Genomic DNA, 21,907 nt, shown 5'->3' on the forward strand with positions numbered 1-21,907 from the left:
ATACATTACAAATCCATCACTCATTTACATCTACAGTTTAATTCATAAGAATTTCAGTCCAAGTAAGCCATTCAATTGGCTTACTTTCAATTTATCACTTTACTCGAATAAGACAACTATCAACCTCTCTACTTTCTATCAAAATGTAAGATACACCTAACTAAACAGCGATTGAAATTTGCATAAAAAAAGGATGAAAACAGAATAAAAGGCACAAAAAAGATCTCAAAAAATTCTTATGTTTAAGAACATTCTCCCCTGAAAAAGCACTATATAGTTTTGCTCATCTAAGGTTTTATATCTACTTTCGTTTTTACATTATTTTATTTACGTTTTATTAATTGCACAGTTTTAAAGATTTGTTTTTTGATTTTTATTAACTCACAATGCCTTTAATACAATGTATATATCAGATAATTAATCATAGATCAGTTGTATTTTTTAAACTATTATAGCAATTTTAATGTTAAGAGAGTTTATGCTTTTTTTAATCTATTAATTAAATTCATAACGTTCCTATGGAAAGAAAACGCAAGTGTTCATGCTCCGGAATTTGGAGTATAAAACATTTAAAGAGGATAGCACTGCTATCAGTGGGTACTTTGATTTTTGGGTGTCCTGCCACGCTTCATGCGTCGGAGCCCGTTTTTGCAGAATCGGTGCAACAAGAAAAAAGACCGGAAACCGTTGTTATCAAGGGTTTCGTGAGAGACCGGCTAACCAACACTCCGCTTCCCGGGGTGAATATCAGCGACTCCGAAAAAGGAGGGGGAACAATCAGTCATGCCGACGGTTCTTTCTCTCTAAACGTTGCTAAACGCGATCGCATTACGTTGCAATTTACATTCATCGGAATGAAAACGCTTAATATAGTGTGGAACGGAAAACCCTCTATCAATGTGTTGATGGAAGAAGATTTCCAAAGTATTAGCGAAGTGGTAGTAACCGGTATCTTTGAGCGTAAAGCAGAGAGTTTTACGGGATCGGCGGCAACTTTTAACACGGATCAGTTGAGAAACATCGGTTCGCAAAACGTTCTACAAAGTTTAAAATCATTGGATCCTTCTATTACCATTACAGAAAGTGAACTATTTGGTAGCGACCCCAACAGATTGCCAGATCTTGACATTCAAGGAAAAACCAGTATCAACGACCCGCGAAACAATTATACCACCGACCCTAACCAACCACTATATGTGATAGATGGTTTTGAGGCTACTGCCAGAGATGTGGTAAACCTTAACATCAACCGCATTGAGTCGTTAACTGTACTGAAAGATGCTGCATCAACAGCTATCTGGGGTTCGAAGGCCGCTAATGGAGTTATTGTTATTGAAACCATTAAGCCACAACCAGGAAAAATAAGGGTAGAATATGGCGGTTCTTTCGGTTTTGACATTCCAGACCTTAGCGATTATAATTTGATGAATGCAGCAGAAAAGATTGAATTTGAACGTCTTTCGGGAGCTTACAATAGTAATGATCCTTATTTAGATCATAACTTCAAGGAGCTTTATAACCAACGCTTGAGAAATGTACTCAGCGGAGTTGATACTTATTGGTTGAAAGAGCCGATTCGCACAGGTTTCTCGCACAAACACAATGTGTCTGTAAACGGTGGTGATGATACGTTTATCTATAACTTCGGTCTGAATTATGGTGAGACCCAAGGAGCTATGAAAAAATCGGGCAATGATTTATTGGGGCTAAATGTGGATCTTCAATATCGCACCAATAAAATGCGATTCCAAAACAAAACTACAATTGAGTCTTACAATGAATGGAATCCTCCTGTATCATTCTCCGAATATGCCGAGGCAAACCCTTATTTTGAAAAAGTATCCGGAACCCAACCTCTATATTTGGAAGAATTCGTAGTAGATGGAGGTGGAGTTTCCAAGAATGAACCCTTTCGCAGCCCCAACCCATTGTATAATGAGGGATTAAATCACATCAATGAGAATAAGAATTTAACTTTCAAAAACAATTTCTTTGCCGAATGGCGCCCTATTGATGGTTTAAAAATACAAGGGCGCTTAATGGTAGAACTACGTCGCAACAAATCTGAGCTTTTCAAATCGCCCTACCATACCGATTTTGCCACCACAGTGGCCAACGAACGTGGAGAGCATAAAAAGACAACCAACGACGGAAACAAATATTCCGGAGACATTACTGCAGCATATTATAAATTATTTAAAGAAAAGCACCAACTTAACTTGGTATTGACCGGAAAGCTTTCTTCCGAGAAATATATAACTGACGGATATAAAGCAGTAGGATTTGCTAGTGATGTTATCCCTTATCCTTCATTTTCTCAGCAAAATGAACCGAATAAAAAACCTGAGTACAATCAAACTGAAATTCGTGCGAACGACTACTTTATCAATGGAGGATATGTGTTTGACCAGCGCTATGCATTTGATGCCACCCTACGCTATGATGGGTCGAGCAACTTTGGAAGCAGCAATCTATACACCACCACATGGTCGACTGGTATTGCTTGGAACATTCATCATGAAAAGTTTGCCAAGGACCTCTTTGACTTGCTAAAAATTCGCTTCTCTGTAGGAAATCCAGGTAACAATAACTCTAAATATTACACCACCACTACTTACCAGTACATGACACAAGCCAACTTATTTGGTAACGGATTGCATATCAATCAATTTGGTAGTACCGGTTTAGATTGGGAGAAAACGCTTAAATATAATCTTGGATTTGACCTGACCACTCGCAACAGTCGTTTTTCAATGGTGGTTGACCTCTATAAGAAAATTTCCGATCCATTGATCGTCAGATTAGACCTTCCGGCATCAACTGGTCGCGAAAATTTGCAAACCAACATGGGTAGAAATACTATTAAGGGTATTGACTTTAAAGCAAATTACAACATCATCAACCGAGGTAGCGAAAGAATTTTGTGGGGTATCGGTATTAATGGTAGTTCCAAAACCGCCAAATACAGCAAAATGGGCGACTTAAGCAAATTGAATGATTATATGCGCGATGAAGCATCTAGCTTAAGACGCTTTGCCAATGGATATAGTCAATACGACCTTTGGGCAGTTCCATCGGCTGGTATTGACCCAGGAACAGGTAAAGAGACTTTCATCAAGAAGAATGGTGAATACACCTTTACATACGACAAAGCCGACGAAGTGAGAATTGGTAGTTCTGAACCCGATTTAAGTGGACGCATCAGCACCAACCTTGTATACAAAGGCTGGAGTGCTTCAATTATCTTACATTATATTATTCGACAAGATAAAATGAATACCTTTCTTCAAAATCGTGTTGAAGGTCTTGACAGAGACAAAGTTCTACTAAAGAACCAAGATAAAAGAGCTTTGTATGACCGCTGGATAAAACCGGGAGATCATGCTAAATTCAAAGACATTACTGATATCAAAGGAACCACCAGTTATTTGTCAAGCCGTTTTATGCAAACAGAGAATTTGCTTTCAGGAGAATCTATCTCTGTGGGTTATGATTTCGCAGGTCATAATTGGTTGGAAAAAGCTCATCTCGAAAACCTATCGGTGCGTGCTATTTTTAATAACATTTTCCATTGCTCTACCATCAAGCAAGAACGTGGTATAGACTATCCGTTTGCTCGCACAGCACAATTGACTGTTAATGTAACTTTCTAATTTGAAAAAACAAAAGACATGAAAAAAATAATATTATCGCTATTGATCTCATTGGCTTTCGCTTCATGCCAGGACTGGTTAGAGATTACCCCATACGACCGGTTAGAGAAAGAAAAAATATTCCCCAACGAAGTAACCACCAATGAGGCACTTAACGGACTGTACGTAAGTTTGGCAAGCAACAATCTCTATGGTTTAAACATGAGTTGTGGTATGCTCGAGGTGATGGCTCAACATTACGTTGTACCCACAGAAGTAGCTTATGAGTATTATTATCTAAATAGATTTGATTATACGGCCGATAACTCTAAAACTTTATTTGCTAATTCATTTAAAGATGCGTATAAGTTGATTGCTGGTTGCAACGACTTTCTAAGCACTATAAAGCAAGGTCAAGACCAATATGAAACCGAAAAATTCAATATTTATTACGGAGAAGCACTAGCTATTCGTACTTTAGTACATTTTGATATGTTACGCTTATTCGGTCCTATGGATGCGGAAAAAGAAAGAAGTTCTGTGCCTTACTATACCGAATCGACCGACAACCCTAAACCTATTCTAACCGGAGCGGCTATGGTCGACTCTTTGCTGGTAGATATTGATCAAGCTATAAATTTTCTAAAAAATGACCCAATCATTCAGGATGGAAAAAAATCAAATTCGGCAAATGATAAAGTTGCTTTTTTTAAAACTTATCGCAACTACCGTATGAACTATTATGCGGCATATTTATTAAAAGCCCGTTTGTGTCTTTACAAAGGAGATGAAAGCAGTAAGGCAACCGCCTATAATATAGCATCTACTATGCTAAATAATATGGTTCCCGGAAACACTTCGAAGGAAACGAAGTTTACCGAAGAGTTTCCTTTGGTTAAACAAAAAGGAACAGAAATAATAACAGATTATGTTTTTTTCGACGAACTAATATTTGCTATTCATAACACCAACCGTAATGATGTTTACAAGAAATATTTCAGTGCCGATTTGGATGCTTTAAAGATATTGGGTGGTGGACAAAAAGCTTATGACTACTTATATGGCGCAGCTTCGCCGGGTGGACTCGATCCGGGTCTTCGTTCTAGAATGTGGTCATTTGACGGAGTTAAGAACCATTACTTATTCAACCGTCTTGCAGTTCAGACAGCTACAACATCTAACCCTTACATTTCAGAAAGACAAAGCATGATGCGTGTGGGCGAGTTATATCTGATTGCTGCGGAAACAGCTCCTACCACTGAAGAAAAAAGAGAATGGATTGATAAGCTACGTAGTGGTAAAGGTTATGATCCGGGAAATGCCGCCGATTTGGCTGATGTTGAGCTAAATGCACTTATCGACCTTGAGTTTGAGAAAGAAACTTTTGGTGAAGGCCAATACTTCTTCTATGCAAAACGTAAGGATTTGAAGCTTCATGACAGCAACAACACATCGGTTAATATGGATCGTGGCAAGTTTGTACCACCACTTCCAGAAGTAGAAACCGACTATAGAGATAGAGAATAATAATTATTCATCAATAAGCGAAAATAACATGAAAAAAATAATACCCTTTTTTATACTCGCAGCCTCGTTTGCTTTTATAGCTTGTTCTGAAGACGAGATTAAAACATACGATGGAAGAAACTTCATCTATTTCAGTGACGATAAAGTCAACACCGTTGTAGTTTGGGATACACTGCAAACTTACAACTTCTTTTTCAACCCGGGAGTAGAAGAAACTACATTATACATTAAAGTAAAAGCCGGGGGAATGATTCCCAACGAAGATCGTACTTTTATTGTAGATGTAAAATCGGAAAATGCAACATTGGGGGTTGACTACTCCGTTGAACGTGAGCAAATTATGCCAGCCGGAAAAAGTACAGCCGAAATTGCAGTAAAGCTTTTCAAAACAGCCGAGTTAGAAGGTAATACATACACCTTAGATTTCACTCTTGAGCCTAATGAAAACTTCACCAACGACCTTCCAGTGGTGTATCATAAACAAGATACAATATCTCGCCAACATTTCCGCGTTAAGTTTCTTGCCGAATTAGATACTCCACCACTTTGGAGTATGAGAGAATTCATAATAGGATATTGGTCTATAGAAAAATTCAACGAGCTAAACCGCATTTGTGGGATAACCATCGAAAATTGGCTAAGTGATAAAACTGACCCTAAATCTGTGTCTGTAAATTTTAATAATTATTGCATTGTTTTTGCCAATTACTTAAATAGCCGCATAGCAACAGGAAAAGATACTGCGATTAAAGATCTGCACAAAGATTCGGACCGAGGATATATGACTATTATAGGTGGGCAAATGGGAATTCCAGCAGTAACTATCCCTACGATTTTCCCAGATGCCGATGGATGGAAAGGTAATCAAAATAATTAAACCGTTTTTTAAATAAAACAAACAGTATGAAATTAGTAAAACAACTATTATTAGCTATATTCTTCGCAGCAGGGGCATTTTTTTCCTGCACAGAAGACAAAGGAAACTATGACTATGATTGGATTCCCAACATAGGCATCACGTTCGAAAAGGATTCCATTGCCGTAAAACGCTTAAAAGAACTGCAAGTGGAACCCATATTCGTTGATAAGAATACTGATACTCCTATTGAAATTAACCACGACGACTATGAATACGTTTGGGAGTACATGCCGGAAAGTGCTCACTATTTCAGTGACATGATTCATGTAAGCAATAAATACAATATTGACGAGTCTATTTTATTGCCTGTTAGTAGCGGATATGGCACGATGCGAGTAAGAGCTACCAATAAAAAAGATAATCGGATATTTATTGCAGATTTTAAGCTACAAGTCACAGATACCTATAAACGGACTTATCTACTCCTGACAGAAGACCCTTCCGGAACTGTTGATTTGGAATTTTATGGTTGGGATGAAAATGATGATGTGCTTTACAATAACATACCCGGATATTTAAGTTCTACAGGTTTTCCATTCACAGCAGGGGGTGCAAAAGCTATCGAATACCACGCTAAAGAGAAAAAAATATATATTGCCAGTGGGTCCGGAATGGGATGGTTAACTTCTCCTGGATTTGATTTTTCCGAAAAAAGCACACTTGAATATATTCTTTTCCCAAAAACAACGGATACATTTGAGCAAATCGTTCGTTTAGGAGGAACTGGTGTCAGCATCAGTAGCACCAATTTCTACTGTTTCACTCCAACCGGAGAATTAAATGTGTTAAATGGAGCTACTTTTATTCCGACCAAAAATTATCTGACAGAAACGATGGAGCAGATAAAACTGGCTCCAATGCTTGGCGCATATTACAATCAAAGATGTGCTCTTTTGTGGGATGATACGAACAATAAACTTTTGTGGGCCAATTTTGAATTCACTGGTATGGGGGCTAACTCAAACAAGCTGCTCAATTCTTTATCACCCAATGTTTCGGAAAAATTTGAGAGTGTTCTGTACATGGGAGGTTCTGCCGATGCATCGCGTGCGTTAACTGCAATTGTAAAAGATGTCAAAAACACGTATTGGAGACTTGACTATGAAGCTAAGAGAAATTCGTTTTTCGAGCCATACTACCCCAATCCGGTTAGAACACCTAAAGTATTGGTTGGTACTAAAGATTTAGGAGAAGTAGATCATTGGTATATTTCTTCCCAAAAAGGTTATTTGTATGCAGCAGTAGGAAAGACACTACACACATACGTAGAAAGCCAAACCACTACTGTTGCTGATCCGGGCTGGACTCAACCAACCATCAAAGATGCCGACAACAACCCTGTAACTATTGAAGATCCTATTTCATTTATCTGGGCCGAAAACAACGGATCGGGTGTATTGCAAACCTGTTTCTATGTGGTAACCTACAGTGCTGAAAAAGGTGGTACGGTTTATATGCTGAATCCGGGCGAAGTAGGTTCTGAATTGAAGTTGATAGATAAATTCTCCGGATTGGGTAATGTTAAAAAGATGTGTTACTGGTGGGGATAATCATAAACTCAAAAATAAAGAAACACCTTTTAACATTTGCAATACTGATAGGCGCTTTGCCTATGAGTATTGCAGCTCAAACGCTTTCTGTTATTGAAGGAATTTGGGATAGAGGCGAACTGAAAGATATAAAATTGTTCGCTATCAGAAATGGTGAACAAGAAGGATCGGTGCCGTACTGGATAACGCATTAAAAAAATAGGTTAGCGAACCGAGCTTTAGATTAAAAACACTGTATTTTTTTAACAAATTAGCCTCAACGTTTTTACGATTGAGGCTAATTTTATTTTGTATGAAAGAGGAATATCTCCTTATTCCCACTCGATCGTTGCCGGTGGCTTCGAGCTTATATCATAAGTTACGCGGTTTACGCCTTTCACCTTATTAATAATATCGTTGGAAATTTTACCCAGGAATTCATAAGGCAGATGCGCCCAGTCGGCAGTCATGGCATCTGTAGAGGTTACAGAGCGTAAGGCTACGGCATTCTCGTACGTACGTTCATCGCCCATAACGCCTACCGATTGTACGGGAAGGAGAATCACACCGGCTTGCCATACTTTATCGTATAGTCCCCAATCGCGCAGACCTTGAATAAAGATATCGTCGGCATCTTGCAGGATACGAACTTTCTCGGGGGTAATATCGCCCAAGATGCGTACTCCCAATCCCGGACCGGGGAATGGATGGCGAGTAATCAGGTGCTCGGGCATACCCAATTCGCGACCTACACGGCGCACTTCATCTTTAAACAACAGACGTAAAGGTTCGCATAGTTTCAGGTTCATCTTTTCGGGCAGTCCGCCTACGTTGTGGTGGCTTTTGATAACTGTACCGGTGATAGAGAGCGATTCGATAATATCAGGGTAGATGGTTCCTTGTGCCAACCATTTTACGTCTTTCAGTTTATGCGCTTCTTCATCGAATACGTCAATGAATCCTTTGCCTATTATTTTGCGTTTCTTCTCGGGATCGGTTACACCGGCCAGTTCTTTGTAGAATTTATCGCTGGCATCTACACCAATCACGTTCAGGCCCAAACATTCATAGTCTTTCAGTACATTGCGGAATTCATTTTTGCGCAATAAGCCATGATCTACAAATACACAGGTCAGGTTCTTGCCAATGGCTTTATTTAACAGTACGCCCACTACGGATGAGTCTACCCCACCGCTTAATGCAAGTACTACTTTGTCATTGCCCAATTGTTGTTTCAATTCGGCTACTGTGCTTTCAACAAATGAGGCCGGAGACCAGTTTTGCTTGCAGTGACAGATGTTGACTATAAAATTCTCTAACAGCTGTGTGCCGTCTTCGCTATGAAATACTTCCGGGTGAAATTGTACGCCCCATACTTGTTCGTTTTCTACCTGATAAGCGGCAACGGCTACTTTATCGGTAGAAGCAATGGTTTTGAAATTGGCAGGAATCGAGGTTATTGTATCGCCATGACTCATCCACACCTGCGAATTATCTTTCACTCCTTTGAGCAATGCATTCTCTTTGCAGAAAGAAGCCAGATGGGCACGACCATATTCGCGTGTTTCGGCAGGTTCCACTGTTCCGCCATTTGTATAGGCTATATACTGTGCACCATAGCAAATACCTAAAATAGGGTATTTACCACGTATCTCGCTCAAGTCTACTTTAAAAGCTTTCTCGTCGTAAACAGAGAATGGGCTTCCGGAAAGAATTACTCCCTTGACTGTTTCATCGCCATAAGGAAACTTGTTATAAGGTACAATCTCGCAATAGGTATTGAGTTCACGCACTCTACGCCCAATCAACTGTGTGGTTTGTGAACCAAAATCAAGGATTATAATTTTTTCTTGCATAAGATAAAATAAAGGATGTAATTGAATTTGGGTACAAAAATACAATATTAATTAAGAATTTTGAATTATGGATTAATAATTATCGCTTTTGAAAGTTCGGGAAAGGAGGGTTTGAGGGAATTCACCACAGATTAACACAGATTTCCACAGATTAATCGTGGAACTGAAACAAAATTCTAAAGCGCATACTTTATATTAAGTCGCGCATTCACAACGCCTGCGGCGTTGAACTTTGAATAACCCCCAGTGAAGCGAAGCGACTGGGGGGTGCTAATAAAGTATTCCGAGTATGAATAATCCAGACTAAAAAATGTATTCTTTGATTTTGTCGTGAAATAATTTAATCTGTGAAAATCTGTGTTAATCTGCGGTGAAAAAATCCTCCTTTCCCTAACCATTATTATTTCTCTTTCAGCAAATCTCTGATTTCCGTTAGCAATACCTCTTCTTTTGTTGGTGCAGGAGGCGCAGGAGGAGCAACGGCCTTTTCTTCTTCCTTCTTTCTTGAGAGATTATTCATTAACTTGATAAACATAAAAATAGCAAAGGCTATAATAATGAAATCGAAGGTAATCTGTAGGAAGTTTCCATAGTTCAATGTAACGGCAGCGGCAAGCTCTGTTCCGTCGGCACCCAGCTCGGCAGGCTTCATTACCCACTTCAATTCTGTGAAGTTTACACCACCTACCAACAGTCCGATTGGAGGCATAATAATATCCGACACTACCGACGAAACTATTTTTCCAAATGCACCGCCAATAACTACACCCACTGCCATGTCAATAACATTACCCTTCATTGCGAAGGTCTTAAACTCTTGTAACAAACTGCTTTTTCCCATGTTTTTTATATAATTTATATGATTTGAACGCGAATATAAAAACAAATTTGTACCTTTGCGCTGTTTTTCAGAGAAAAGAATATGCAGTTTTCTACATATTGATAACTAACATTATAAAACCCTTAAAAGTTTAAAACAAAATGATTAAAGTAGGTATTAACGGATTTGGCCGTATCGGACGTCTTGTTTTCCGCGCTGCTCAAACAAGAAATGACATTGAAATTGTAGGTATCAATGACCTAATCGATGTAGATTACATGGTTTATATGTTGAAGTATGACACTATCCACGGTCGTTTTAACGGTACTGCTGAAGCTAAAGATGGTAAACTTATTGTAAACGGCAAAGCTATCCGCGTAACAGCTGAAAGAAATCCTGCTGATTTGAAATGGAATGAAGTAGGTGCAGAATACGTAGTAGAATCTACCGGTTTGTTCCTTTCTAAAGATAAAGCACAAGCTCACATCGAAGCCGGTGCAAAATACGTTGTAATGTCAGCTCCTTCAAAAGACGACACTCCAATGTTCGTATGTGGTGTTAACTTGGATTCTTACAAGAAAGGTACTCAATTCGTATCTAACGCTTCTTGTACTACCAACTGTTTGGCTCCTATCGCTAAAGTATTGAACGACAAGTTCGGTATCAAAGACGGTTTGATGACTACAGTTCACGCTACTACCGCTACTCAAAAAACTGTAGACGGTCCTTCTGCTAAAGACTGGAGAGGTGGACGTGCTGCTGCAGGTAACATTATCCCTTCTTCTACTGGTGCTGCTAAAGCTGTAGGTAAAGTAATTCCTGAGTTGAACGGTAAATTAACAGGTATGGCATTCCGCGTTCCTACTTTGGACGTATCTGTAGTTGACTTGACTGTAAACTTAGCTAAAGAAACTTCTTACGCAGAAATCTGTGCTGCTATGAAAGCTGCTTCAGAAAACGAATTGAAAGGTATCCTTGGTTATACTGAAGACGAAGTTGTATCTTCTGACTTCATCGGCGATGCTCGTACTTCAATCTTCGACGCAAAAGCAGGTATCCAATTGACTCCTTCTTTCGTGAAAGTTGTATCTTGGTATGACAACGAATGGGGTTACTCAAACAAAGTTCTTGAACTTGTTGCTTACATGGCAAAAGTTAACGGATAATTAAAATAACTACCATAGCTTTAAAAGCCGTTCCGTAAACCGGGGCGGCTTTTTTTATATCATTTTCACCACAGAGGGCACAGAGAACACAGAGGTTTAATTTAAAACCACCATCCTCTGCATCCCCTCTGTGGTGAAAACATTTATCGTTTTATAAAATATTTGTGAAAATCCAGATTTATCTTTGTTTAAATCCTTAATTCTAAATCCTTAATTCTAAATTCTAAATTGAATTTACTACTTTTGCGATTTACAACAACTAAAGTTATTACTATAACTTACAAATTATGAGATTATTAAAACTATCATTGATTTCATTGTGCATTATTATGAATATAGCTTGCAATCAAACTTCACAGAATCCGTTTCTCGAAAAGTATAATACTCCTCATGGCACTGTGCCATTCGAAAAGATTAAAACAGAACATTACGAACCTGCTATGATGGAAGGCATGCACAGACAAGAAGCAGAGATAGAAGCCATCATAACCAACCCCGAAACTCCAACTTTTGAAAACACAATCTTAGCTCTGGAACAATCGGGCGAATTATTAGACCGGGTAGGTAGTGTATTCGGAAATATGCGCAGCGCAGAAACAAACGATGAGTTGCAGGCTATTGCTCAAAAAGTAATTCCTTTATTAAGCGAACACAGCAATAACATCAATCTAAACGAAAAATTATTTGCTCGTATTAAATCAGTGTATGATTTACAGGACACGCTTCGACTAACGTCGGAACAGAAAAGACTGTTGAATAACACCTATAATAATTTTATTCGTCGCGGAGCTAATTTAGAAGGCGAAGCTAAAAATAAATATCGGGAACTGACACAAAAGCTTAGTTTATTGGGATTGCAATTCGGCGAAAACAACCTGAAAGAAAGTAACGACTACCAGCTTGTTATTACCGACAGCACTCAATTAGCCGGTTTACCGGGAAGTACCATAGCAGCCGCCTCACAAACTGCAAAAGAAAAAGGAATAGAAGGCTGGGTGTTCACACTGGATGCCCCGGTATACATACCTTTTATGCAATATGCCGATAACAGAGAACTTCGTAAAGAACTCTACATGGCATTTAACACAAAAGGTACTCATGCCAATGAATATAATAATGAGCAGATCATTAAAGATATTGTCAACATACAAATGGAGATTGCTCAACTCCTTGGTTTTGAAAGTTATGCGGAATATGTGCTTCAAAAGCGTATGGCCGGTAACAGTGGAGCAGTTTATAATTTACTGAATCAATTATTAGATGCTTATGCCCCTGCTGCCAAACAAGAAGTACAAGCTGTAGAAAATCTGGCTAAGGAACAAGAAGGCAGCAAATTCAAATTGATGCCTTGGGATTGGGGCTATTATTCCAACAAATTAAAAGAACGGGATTATAATTTCAACGAAGAACTACTTCGACCTTACTTTGAACTAAGCAAGGTTAAAGAAGGCGTATTTGGATTGGCAACTCGTTTATATGGTATTACTTTCAAAAAGAATCCGGAAATTCAGGTATATCACAAAGATGTGGACGCTTATGAAGTATTTGATAAAGACGGAAGTTTCCTTGCTGTATTGTATACCGACTTCCATCCACGCCCGGGAAAACGCGCAGGTGCCTGGATGAGTGGTATCAAAGACCAATGGATCGATGAAAAAACAGGAGAGAATAGTCGCCCACATATAATGCTTGTCATGAATTTCAGTAAGCCGACAGACGACAAACCAGCACTGCTGACTTACATGGAAGTGAGAACTTTCCTACATGAGTTTGGACATGGCTTACATGGTATCTTTGCCAATACTACTTACGAAAGCATGAGTGGTACCAATGTATATTGGGATTTTGTAGAGCTTCCCTCGCAATTTATGGAAAACTACATGGATGAGAAAGAATTCCTGAACACATTCGCTGTTCATTACGAAACAGGGGAGTCTATTCCGGAAGAACTGATTCAGCGTATTGTAGCTTCCTCTAATTTCAACATTGCATACGGCTGTCTTCGTCAATTAAGCTTTGGTCTTTTAGACATGGCATGGTATACCCGTGATACGAAATTCGATGGTGACATTAAAACGTATGAAAGAGAAGCACAAGCTTCCACACAATTATTACCGATTGTAGAAGAAACAAGCATGAGCACACAATTCTCTCATATATTTGCAGGGGGGTATGCTGCCGGATACTACAGTTATAAATGGGCTGAAGTGTTGGACGCAGATGCTTTCTCTTTATTTAAGCAAAAAGGCATATTCAACCAGGCTACAGCTACCTCTTTCAGAGAGAATATTCTTTCGAAAGGTGGTACGGAAGACCCAATGGTATTATACAAACGATTCCGAGGACAAGAACCTACCATCGATGCGTTACTTATAAGAAATGGAATTAAATAATTCACCATTAAAATTCAAAGGTATGAACAAGATTAGCGCTCATCATTCAAAATTCATAATTCTCCTTTTGAGTCTGGCCCTCCCCTTTCTTGGTAGTTGCGACGACGAAGATGATGTAGCAGGAATCTTCACCGGAAAAACATGGAAGATGACCGGCATCTATGAGAAAGGGAGCGTAAAAGACCCTTATAAAGGTTATTGGAGCAATGAAGCCTCATTCAATGCTTCTATGAAATTATTGGAGGAACCAGGAAATTTCAACATCATATTTGAGGGGTCCGTTTCCGATAAAACCATAAAGGGGCTATTTACCGGACGTGCTACCAACACAAATTTGTCCGGAAATTGGGCTGCTAATGGTGGCAACAATAGTTTTTTCGCTACCCCCAAAGAAACGACTGATAATGATGCATTAGGAAATGCTTTCATTGAAGGATTGAGAAATGCCCATAAATATGAGGGTGATTATGACAACCTGAGGATTTATTTCACCATCGGATCAAGCGAAAGATTTATCCTCTTCCATGTTAAATAACTAAGATGGAGAACACACCAGACAAACAAGAATTATTGGATAAACGTTATATCCGCATGGCTGCCATCTGGGCAGAAAACTCTTATTGTCAACGTCGCAAAGTAGGCGCGCTGATTGTAAAGGATAAAATGATTATCTCCGACGGCTACAATGGTACTCCTTCGGGATTCGAGAATATATGTGAAGACGATAATAACATTACCAAGCCATACGTATTGCATGCCGAAGCCAATGCCATTACCAAGATAGCCCGCTCAAATAACAGTAGCGACGGAGCCACTTTGTATGTAACTGCTTCGCCTTGTATTGAATGCGCCAAACTAATTATACAAGCTGGCATCAGACGGGTTGTTTATTCCGAAAAATACCGATTGGAAGATGGCATAAATTTATTAAAAAGAGCAAATATTGAAGTAGTATACATTGAGAGAGTTGAGAGTTGAGAGTTGAGAGTTGAGAGTTACGATGCCGCATGGTGACTCTCAACTCTCAACTCTCAACTTTCAACTCTCAATTAAAATTCTTTTAATTGAGAAAATGAGTGCAAAAAAGAACTTTCGTTTTACACCTATTATTATTGCTTTGAGTGTGGTAATGGGAATACTGATCGGAACATTCTATGCGAGGCATTTTGCCGGAAACCGATTGGGTATTATCAATAACTCATCCAATAAGTTAACGACCTTATTGCGTATCATAGATGATCAGTATGTGGATACTGTAGACATGACCAAGCTGGTAGAAGAGGCCATGCCGCAAATATTAGGAGAACTAGACCCACATTCCACCTATATTCCTGCCAAAGATTTGGAAGCAGTGACCTCCGAACTGGAAGGTAGCTTTAGTGGTATTGGTATTCAGTTTACCATTCAGGAAGACACGATTCATGTGAATAGTGTGATTGCCGGAGGACCTTCTGAGAAGGTGGGACTTATGGCCGGAGACCGCATCGTGACAGTAGATGACAGTCTTTTCGCTGGTAAAAAGCTTACGAATGAAATAGCCATGCGTACGCTGAAGGGGCCTAAAGGTACAGAAGTAAAGTTAGGGGTGAAGCGTGCCACAGAAAAGGAATTGGTTCACTTTACCATCATCCGTGGTGACATACCTCAACATACCATAGACGCCGCTTACATGGTTGATAATGAGTTCGGATATATTCAAATCAGCAAATTTGGTCGTACTACACACCTGGAGTTGCTCAATGCATTGGCTAAATTGAATCATCAAAGCTGCAAAGGAGTGGTTATCGACCTGCGCAGAAACACAGGTGGTTACATGGAAGCTGCTACCCGAATGGTTAATGAATTCCTTTCGGAAGGAAAATTGATTGTATATACAGAAGGACGTAATTACCCTCGTTTAAATGAATTTGCCAACGGTACCGGAAGTTGTCAAAAGTTACCTTTGGTAGTATTGGTAGACGAAGGTTCTGCTTCGGCCAGTGAAATCTTTGCAGGAGCTATTCAGGATAATGACCGAGGTATAATTGTAGGACGTCGTTCTTTTGGAAAAGGATTAGTGCAACAACCTATCGAATTCAGTGACGGATCAGCCATCCGATTAACCGTAGCCAGGTATTACACTCCGTCCGGGCGTTCCATTCAAAGACCATACGAAAACGGAAAAGACGCCAATTACGAGATGGATCTGTATCATCGCTATGAGCATGGAGAATTCTTCTCGGAAGACAGTATTAAGCTGAACAAAGAACAACTTTATTACACCGGATTGGGTAGACCTGTATATGGTGGAGGTGGAATCATGCCGGATATTTTTGTGCCGCAAGATACGATTGGTGCTTCCTCATACCTTAGCGCCGTATTGGGCAAAGGATTGAACCTTACATTTACATTCCAATATACAGATCGCAATCGTGCCAAGCTGAAAGATTTTGAAGATCAAGAATCGCTTTTGAATTACCTTCGCACACAAGGGCTGATTGAACAATTCGTAAGATATGCGGAAAATAAAGGCGTGAAAAGGCGCAATATCCTGATTCACAAATCGTATAAACATCTTGAGAGAAGCATTTACGGCAACATCATTTACAATATGCTGGGACAAGAAGCTTACATCAAATATTATAATGAGAGTGACATTACAGTTCATAAAGCGCTCGAATTATTAAGAAACGATGAAGCATTCCCGAAAGCCCCTGAAGTTCCGGAAAAGCCGGAAACTCTCGTAGCAGAAACAACGAATGAAAACCAGGAAGAAGGAGCTGCGAAAACTGATATTGAGTAGAAAAGCCAAGTATAGCGCTGCTATACTGAAAGAATTGTCCGAAGAAATCCTGCTGTCTGTAGAAGAGCACCCGGTATTTCAACAGGCGCAAATAATACTACTCTATTATTCTATGAAAGATGAGGTATACACCCATTCTTTCATAGAAAAATGGAGTCAATCTAAACAAATCATTCTTCCGGTGGTTGTGGGCGAGGAACTCGAATTGCGTGTTTATACTCATAAAGAAGAGTTAAAGACAGGTGCTTATGGCATACTGGAGCCTACAGGAATTCTTTTCACAGATTATACTTCCATAGATCTTGCCATTATTCCCGGGGTTGGATTCGATACAGAAGGACGTAGATTAGGTCGTGGCAAAGGATATTATGACAGGTTACTTCCACAACTTACAGCCGTTAAATGGGGCATTTGTTTTCCTTTCCAAGTAATAGAAGAAATACCCACCGAAGAATTTGATATTTGTATGGATAAAGTTATTACAGGAAAGAGCGAATCATCTATCTAAATATGATATTTGTGATAACTGATGCTCCTACCTTTTGATTCAAACTTTGAATTAATAATTCGCGTCCCATCATCAACTCCTGTCTTAATGAAGCAGATGTTAAATGAACATATAATGTCTGATTTCGGATATACAGTTCTTGTGTATATGAAGCAATAGTAGGACCTAATACTTCTCCCCAAGAGTTTAATAAACGTCGCTCATTCAAAGGTCCCTCCAAGCTTTCCTGCCGGAGATACTGATTGATTAACATCCCTATTTTTTCTGCATTATTCCGCTTCATCGTTGCTTACCTTTGTTTCCGTTATAACACCTTGGTCTACCTTAAATATCTTATAATCGTTTCCCACCTTATTTAATATACTATCCAGATGCTCACGATTAGTATCCGTCATAAAAATCTGTCCAAAGCTATCACCGGATACGAGTTTTATGATTTGTTCCACACGAGAGGCATCCAGCTTATCAAAAACATCATCGAGCAACAGAATAGGTTCGGCCATGCCGGCACGTTTCAAGAAATCCGATTGTGCCAATTTCAATGCTATCAGATAAGTTTTGTTTTGTCCTTGGGAGCCTTCACGCTTAATTGGAAAATCTCCTAATAACATATTCAGTTCGTCTTTATGGATTCCACGTAAAGAGTATCCCATAATTTTATCGCGTACACGACTTTCTTTAATCACTTCCAGCAGCGAAGCATCACGGGCATGCGATTCATAAGAAAGAGACACTTGTTCCTGATCTTGAGAAATAAAAGCATAGAATTCCTGAAAAATCGGAATAAACTCACGAATAAAGGCTTCTCTTTTCATAAAAACCACTTCACCGGCTTGTGCCATCATCTCTTCCCAAACAAGAAATAACTCATCTTCCACCGGCTGTTCACTTTTTAATAGAGTATTGCGCTGTTGCAAGGCTTTATTATAGCGAATTAAAGCTTCGAGGTATTCTTTATCATATTGAGAGATCACCACATCCATAAATTTTCGCCGCTCATCACTCCCTCCTGAAATAAGTTCCGCATCTGCCGGAGATACCATAACTAAAGGGATAAATCCAATATGATCTGACAAGCGAGTGTATTCTTTCTTATTACGCTTGAATTGCTTCTTCTGACGACGTTTCATTCCGCAATAGATTTCTTCGGGAGTACCATCAGACATTTCATAAAAGCCCTGAATAACAAAAAAATCCTGGTCATGGAGAATATTCTGAGAGTCTATCGGATTACCGGAACTTTTGCAAAAAGAGAGAAAGTAAATGGCATCCAACAGATTAGTTTTCCCCATTCCGTTTAAACCGAAAAAGCAATTCATGTTTCCGGAAAAGGAAAGATCAACCTGCTCCAGATTTTTATAATTGAGTATGGATATGCGTTTTAAAATCATTTTTGGGTTCTTGAGTTCTTGTTTTTTTTAGGTTCTTGAGTTTTGGGGGATTGAAGAATAACCTAAAAACCTACAAACTTAAAAACTTAAAACCTAAAAACCTAAAAAACTACAAACTAAAAAACTTAACCCCCAAAAACCATAAAGTAATAAGTTACCGCCATAAAGCAATGAGTTACTACCGAAAGGCAATGCATTTGCTACCGGAAAACAATGCATTTTCTACCAGAGAAGTAATGCAAGAGAAGCTCTATACTAAAAAATATCTCTATAAATTTCGTTTATATATATAAATCAATTAATTTTGCTGACCGAAAATATTCAGCTAAGAAATAATAAAAGAATAAATAAAATGGCAGATCAAAAGAATCCCAAAGAACATTTGAACGTGGAAGATGCACTTACACAATCAGAAACATTTATTGTTAAGAACCAAAAAGCTATTATCGGCGTTGTTATTGCGTTAATCCTTATTGTAGCCGGTGTTTTGGCATACAAGAATTTATATTCGGCACCTCGCGAAGAAAAAGCGCAAGCAGCTCTTTTCAAAGGACAGGAATATTTTGATCTTGACGCATTTGAAACCGCTATCAATGGCGACAGTCTGGGATATATTGGATTCTTGGCCGTTGCCGACCAATACAGCGGAACTGCTGCTGCTAATTTAGCCAAAGCTTATGCCGGGATCAGCTATAAAAATCTGGGACAGCACGAAAATGCTATCAAACAATTGGATGCATTTAAAGGAGAAGATATAATGGTTGCTCCTTCTATATTAGGAGCTATCGGAAACTGCTATGCAGAGTTGGAACAATTAGATAAAGCAACTTCTTACTTAATGAAAGCTGCTCAAAAAGCAGATAACAACACATTGAGTCCAATCTTCCTGATTCAAGCCGGAAGCATTTTCGAAAAACAAGGAAAATTTGGTGATGCTGAAAAAGTATATACTCAAATCAAAGAGAAGTACTTTAATTCTTATCAGGCAATGGACATCGATAAATACATCGAGAGAGCTAAATTGCAAAAGAAATAAATTTGGAATAAAATAAAACACAGAGACACAAAGTCACGGAGTACTAACTCTGAGTCTTTGTGTCTTTGTGTTATGTTAAACTTATAAACAACAAAGAGTCATGGCCACAGCTTATCACAATCTATCTGAGTATGATTTCGATTCAGTACCTAACGCTGAGCAAATGAAATTTGGTATTGTAGTATCCGAATGGAATTATAAAATTACCGGCAATTTATTAAAGGGAGCAGTAGAAACATTGAAAAAGCATGGGGCTACCGAAGAAAATATTCTCATTAAATTTGTGCCAGGTAGTTTTGAGCTGACTTTTGCAGCTAACCAAATGACTGAATATGCAGATGTAGATGCTGTTATTGTGCTGGGATGCGTTATTAAAGGCGAAACTCCTCACTTTGATTACGTTTGCATGGGAGTAACCCAAGGAATTACCGATTTAAACGCTACAGGCGATATACCTGTCATCTTCGGACTGGTAACTACCAACGATATGCAACAGGCTGAAGACAGAAGTGGTGGCAAATTAGGAAACAAAGGAGATGAATGTGCAATTACTGCAATAAAAATGATCGATTTCGCTTGCAGTTTTAAAAATTAATCGTATCTTTGCACTGCATTAAAAAAGGGGCAAATACCAGAGTGGCCAAATGGGGCAGACTGTAAATCTGCTGTCTTTCGACTTCGGTGGTTCGAATCCATCTTTGCCCACAAAAAAGATGCGGAAGTAGCTCAGTTGATAGAGCATTAGCCTTCCAAGCTGAGGGTCGCGGGTTTGAGCCCCGTCTTCCGCTCTACAAAGAGAATCTGATTTCAGGTTCTCTTTTTTTATGGCCAATGGCAGTGAATCTAAGGATCAAAAAAAAGAGTGTACCCAATGCACACTCTCCCTTTCTTTATATTTATCTTCTAAACCTTTTAGAATCTACTCGATCCATCAAAGCAATGTGTACAAACCTTGCATTTAGGCAATCCAATAGCTTCAATCAGCGTCTCAAGTGAATTAAACTTTAATGAGGATAACTTTAAACGTTCAGCAATAAGACTCACCATTTTATTGTATTCAGCCGAATTAGTAGTAGCATACTTATCCAGATTCTTATTTTCATCTCCTTCTAAGTCTTTAATTATCTGACGGGTGATAAGCTCCATATCCGTTTTAGAAGCCGTAAAGCCAATGAAAGGACAACCGTAAATTAATGGTGGACAACCAATACGCATGTGCACCTCTTTAGCTCCATATTCAAAAAGCACCTTTACATTGTCCCGTAGTTGAGTTCCACGTACAATGGAGTCGTCACAAAAGATAATTCGTTTGCCTTCCAATATAGCACGATTAGGTATAAGCTTCATTTTCGCCACTAAGTCACGAAGTTCTTGTTTACTTGGTGTAAAGCTTCGCGGCCAGGTTGGAGTGTATTTGGTTATGGCACGACGATAAGGAACACCTATGCCCTGAGCATAGCCTAAACCCTGCCCTATTCCCGAATCGGGGATACCACAAACTAAATCGACCTCCGTATCATCTTGACAGCCCATTTTATATCCACTGACATTACGCACATCCTCTACGTTCCTTCCTTCATAGCAAGAGTTTGGAAATCCATAATATACCCATAAGAATGAACACACTTGCATGTCTTCATTAGGCTTGCGCATTTGCTCTACTCCATCTGCTCGCAATCTTACAATCTCGCCGGGACCTAAATAACGATCAATTTCATAATCAAGATTGGGAAAGCTATTTGATTCACTGGTTACCCCATAAGCACTTTCCTTTTTCCCAATAATAATGGGAGTACGTCCCAGTTTATCGCGAGCAGCAATAATACCATCTTCTGTAAGAATAAGCATGGAACAAGATCCCTTGATCTTATTAAACACATTCTCGATTCCCTCTACAAAAGTCTTTCCTTGAATAATTAGAAGCGCAATAAGTTCTGTTTGATTTGTACTACCCGAACTAAGCTCTGCAAAATGCATATTCTTAGCCAGCAATTCTTCTTCGAGTTCATTAAGATTCGTAACCTTTGCTACTGTTACAATGGCAAATCTGCCCAAATGAGAATTAATAACAATAGGTTGAGCATCTGTATCGCTAATGATCCCTATACCGGAATTTCCTGTAAACTTATCTAATCCCGATTCGAACTTACTTCTAAAATATGAACTTTGCAGATTGTGAATGGTACGAATAAAACCTTTTCCACTGTCGAATGTAGCAAGACCACCCCGTTTAGTCCCCAAATGCGAGTTGTAATCTGTACCATAGAATAAATCGGTAACGCAACTCGCCTTCGAGACTGTGCCAAAAAAACCTCCCATGTATGTTTTTTATTTTATTTCTAATGGGT

18 protein-coding genes and 2 tRNA genes are annotated in these 21,907 nt (G+C 39.0%); 15 read left to right on the forward strand and 5 right to left on the reverse strand.

The window, feature by feature from the left end:
* Positions 1 to 518: 518 nt before the first annotated feature.
* From D0T60_RS06875 to D0T60_RS18935, 5 genes are all read left to right on the forward strand, one after another.
* The gene (locus tag D0T60_RS06875; RefSeq protein ID WP_163217418.1) at positions 519 to 3,653 is read left to right on the forward strand and encodes a SusC/RagA family TonB-linked outer membrane protein; all 3,135 of its coding nucleotides are present in this window, start codon (positions 519 to 521) and stop codon (positions 3,651 to 3,653) included.
* Positions 3,654 to 3,671: 18 nt separating this feature from the next.
* Complete coding sequence (locus D0T60_RS06880; RefSeq protein ID WP_163217419.1) at positions 3,672 to 5,159, forward strand: RagB/SusD family nutrient uptake outer membrane protein; 1,488 nt, start codon at positions 3,672 to 3,674, stop codon at positions 5,157 to 5,159.
* 28 nt (positions 5,160 to 5,187) lie between these two features.
* Complete coding sequence (locus D0T60_RS06885; protein ID WP_163217420.1) at positions 5,188 to 6,036, forward strand: DUF4843 domain-containing protein; 849 nt, start codon at positions 5,188 to 5,190, stop codon at positions 6,034 to 6,036.
* Positions 6,037 to 6,062: 26 nt separating this feature from the next.
* Entirely contained in the window at positions 6,063 to 7,628 is a 1,566-nt protein-coding gene (locus tag D0T60_RS06890; RefSeq protein ID WP_163217421.1) for a PKD-like family lipoprotein, read from the forward strand.
* A gap of 62 nt (positions 7,629 to 7,690) precedes the next feature.
* Positions 7,691 to 7,822 carry a hypothetical protein gene (locus D0T60_RS18935; protein ID WP_255491621.1) on the forward strand — a complete coding sequence of 44 codons (132 nt, stop codon included), beginning with the start codon at positions 7,691 to 7,693 and terminating at the stop codon, positions 7,820 to 7,822.
* A 117-nt stretch (positions 7,823 to 7,939) separates the two neighbouring features.
* Here D0T60_RS18935 and guaA read toward each other — a convergent pair whose 3' ends face one another.
* Positions 7,940 to 9,463, reverse strand: a complete 1,524-nt coding sequence (guaA, locus tag D0T60_RS06895; protein ID WP_163217422.1) for a glutamine-hydrolyzing GMP synthase — start codon at positions 9,461 to 9,463, stop codon at positions 7,940 to 7,942.
* 400 nt (positions 9,464 to 9,863) lie between these two features.
* Positions 9,864 to 10,304 carry a large-conductance mechanosensitive channel protein MscL gene (gene mscL, locus D0T60_RS06900; RefSeq protein ID WP_163217423.1) on the reverse strand — a complete coding sequence of 147 codons (441 nt, stop codon included), beginning with the start codon at positions 10,302 to 10,304 and terminating at the stop codon, positions 9,864 to 9,866.
* 140 nt (positions 10,305 to 10,444) lie between these two features.
* On the opposite strand from mscL, the gene gap reads away from it, so the two are divergent.
* The 6 genes from gap to D0T60_RS06930 all read left to right on the forward strand — a co-directional run bounded on the left by gap (position 10,445) and on the right by D0T60_RS06930 (position 17,132).
* Positions 10,445 to 11,449, forward strand: a complete 1,005-nt coding sequence (gene gap / locus D0T60_RS06905; protein WP_163217424.1) for a type I glyceraldehyde-3-phosphate dehydrogenase — start codon at positions 10,445 to 10,447, stop codon at positions 11,447 to 11,449.
* Between the two features lie 329 nt (positions 11,450 to 11,778).
* Complete coding sequence (locus tag D0T60_RS06910) at positions 11,779 to 13,842, forward strand: M3 family metallopeptidase (RefSeq protein WP_239059513.1); 2,064 nt, start codon at positions 11,779 to 11,781, stop codon at positions 13,840 to 13,842.
* A gap of 22 nt (positions 13,843 to 13,864) precedes the next feature.
* A complete protein-coding gene (locus D0T60_RS06915) occupies positions 13,865 to 14,377 on the forward strand; it encodes a DUF4847 family protein (RefSeq protein ID WP_163217426.1) in 513 nt (170 codons plus the stop codon).
* A 5-nt stretch (positions 14,378 to 14,382) separates the two neighbouring features.
* A complete protein-coding gene (locus D0T60_RS06920) occupies positions 14,383 to 14,820 on the forward strand; it encodes a dCMP deaminase family protein (protein ID WP_163217427.1) in 438 nt (145 codons plus the stop codon).
* Between the two features lie 94 nt (positions 14,821 to 14,914).
* Positions 14,915 to 16,624, forward strand: coding sequence for a S41 family peptidase (locus D0T60_RS06925; RefSeq protein ID WP_163217428.1), 1,710 nt, complete (start codon positions 14,915 to 14,917; stop codon positions 16,622 to 16,624).
* Positions 16,581 to 17,132: a 5-formyltetrahydrofolate cyclo-ligase gene (locus D0T60_RS06930; RefSeq protein ID WP_163217429.1), complete on the forward strand. Its 552-nt coding sequence runs from the start codon at positions 16,581 to 16,583 to the stop codon at positions 17,130 to 17,132. The genes D0T60_RS06925 and D0T60_RS06930 overlap by 44 nt, the downstream gene beginning before the upstream one ends.
* On the opposite strand, the gene D0T60_RS06935 is transcribed toward D0T60_RS06930, so the two are convergent.
* Entirely contained in the window at positions 17,125 to 17,415 is a 291-nt protein-coding gene (locus D0T60_RS06935) for a DUF721 domain-containing protein (RefSeq protein ID WP_163217430.1), read from the reverse strand. The two genes, D0T60_RS06930 and D0T60_RS06935, sit on opposite strands and share 8 nt — an antisense overlap.
* Complete coding sequence (recF, locus tag D0T60_RS06940) at positions 17,402 to 18,523, reverse strand: DNA replication/repair protein RecF (RefSeq protein WP_163217431.1); 1,122 nt, start codon at positions 18,521 to 18,523, stop codon at positions 17,402 to 17,404. The genes D0T60_RS06935 and recF overlap by 14 nt, the downstream gene beginning before the upstream one ends.
* A 352-nt stretch (positions 18,524 to 18,875) precedes the next feature.
* Between recF and D0T60_RS06945 the strand changes: the two genes are divergently transcribed.
* From D0T60_RS06945 to D0T60_RS06960, 4 genes are all read left to right on the forward strand, one after another.
* A complete protein-coding gene (locus tag D0T60_RS06945; protein WP_163217432.1) occupies positions 18,876 to 19,559 on the forward strand; it encodes a hypothetical protein in 684 nt (227 codons plus the stop codon).
* A gap of 100 nt (positions 19,560 to 19,659) precedes the next feature.
* A complete protein-coding gene (ribH, locus tag D0T60_RS06950; protein WP_163217433.1) occupies positions 19,660 to 20,154 on the forward strand; it encodes a 6,7-dimethyl-8-ribityllumazine synthase in 495 nt (164 codons plus the stop codon).
* 27 nt (positions 20,155 to 20,181) lie between these two features.
* A tRNA-Tyr gene (locus D0T60_RS06955) sits at positions 20,182 to 20,264 on the forward strand.
* A gap of 10 nt (positions 20,265 to 20,274) precedes the next feature.
* A tRNA-Gly gene (locus D0T60_RS06960) sits at positions 20,275 to 20,347 on the forward strand.
* A gap of 124 nt (positions 20,348 to 20,471) precedes the next feature.
* Here the strand turns inward: D0T60_RS06960 and D0T60_RS06965 are convergent.
* The gene (locus D0T60_RS06965; RefSeq protein WP_163217434.1) at positions 20,472 to 21,878 is read right to left on the reverse strand and encodes an amidophosphoribosyltransferase; all 1,407 of its coding nucleotides are present in this window, start codon (positions 21,876 to 21,878) and stop codon (positions 20,472 to 20,474) included.
* Between the last annotated feature and the right edge of the window lie 29 nt (positions 21,879 to 21,907).

The organism is Bacteroides sp. 224 (assembly GCF_010500995.1).
Taxonomy (GTDB): Bacteria; Bacteroidota; Bacteroidia; order Bacteroidales; family Bacteroidaceae; genus Bacteroides.

Excerpts from the sequence above, each read along its gene's own strand:
- D0T60_RS06875 (WP_163217418.1), top strand. The coding sequence starts at position 519 with ATGGAAAGAAAACGCAAGTGTTCATGCTCCGGAATTTGGAGTATAAAA.
- D0T60_RS06880 (WP_163217419.1), top strand. The coding sequence starts at position 3,672 with ATGAAAAAAATAATATTATCGCTATTGATCTCATTGGCTTTCGCTTCA.
- D0T60_RS06885 (WP_163217420.1), top strand. The coding sequence starts at position 5,188 with ATGAAAAAAATAATACCCTTTTTTATACTCGCAGCCTCGTTTGCTTTT.
- D0T60_RS06890 (WP_163217421.1), top strand. The coding sequence starts at position 6,063 with ATGAAATTAGTAAAACAACTATTATTAGCTATATTCTTCGCAGCAGGG.
- D0T60_RS18935 (WP_255491621.1), top strand. The coding sequence starts at position 7,691 with ATGAGTATTGCAGCTCAAACGCTTTCTGTTATTGAAGGAATTTGGGAT.
- guaA (WP_163217422.1), bottom strand. The coding sequence starts at position 9,463 with ATGCAAGAAAAAATTATAATCCTTGATTTTGGTTCACAAACCACACAG.
- mscL (WP_163217423.1), bottom strand. The coding sequence starts at position 10,304 with ATGGGAAAAAGCAGTTTGTTACAAGAGTTTAAGACCTTCGCAATGAAG.
- gap (WP_163217424.1), top strand. The coding sequence starts at position 10,445 with ATGATTAAAGTAGGTATTAACGGATTTGGCCGTATCGGACGTCTTGTT.
- D0T60_RS06910 (WP_239059513.1), top strand. The coding sequence starts at position 11,779 with ATGAATATAGCTTGCAATCAAACTTCACAGAATCCGTTTCTCGAAAAG.
- D0T60_RS06915 (WP_163217426.1), top strand. The coding sequence starts at position 13,865 with ATGAACAAGATTAGCGCTCATCATTCAAAATTCATAATTCTCCTTTTG.
- D0T60_RS06920 (WP_163217427.1), top strand. The coding sequence starts at position 14,383 with ATGGAGAACACACCAGACAAACAAGAATTATTGGATAAACGTTATATC.
- D0T60_RS06925 (WP_163217428.1), top strand. The coding sequence starts at position 14,915 with ATGAGTGCAAAAAAGAACTTTCGTTTTACACCTATTATTATTGCTTTG.
- D0T60_RS06930 (WP_163217429.1), top strand. The coding sequence starts at position 16,581 with ATGAAAACCAGGAAGAAGGAGCTGCGAAAACTGATATTGAGTAGAAAA.
- D0T60_RS06935 (WP_163217430.1), bottom strand. The coding sequence starts at position 17,415 with ATGAAGCGGAATAATGCAGAAAAAATAGGGATGTTAATCAATCAGTAT.
- recF (WP_163217431.1), bottom strand. The coding sequence starts at position 18,523 with ATGATTTTAAAACGCATATCCATACTCAATTATAAAAATCTGGAGCAG.
- D0T60_RS06945 (WP_163217432.1), top strand. The coding sequence starts at position 18,876 with ATGGCAGATCAAAAGAATCCCAAAGAACATTTGAACGTGGAAGATGCA.
- ribH (WP_163217433.1), top strand. The coding sequence starts at position 19,660 with ATGGCCACAGCTTATCACAATCTATCTGAGTATGATTTCGATTCAGTA.
- D0T60_RS06965 (WP_163217434.1), bottom strand. The coding sequence starts at position 21,878 with ATGGGAGGTTTTTTTGGCACAGTCTCGAAGGCGAGTTGCGTTACCGAT.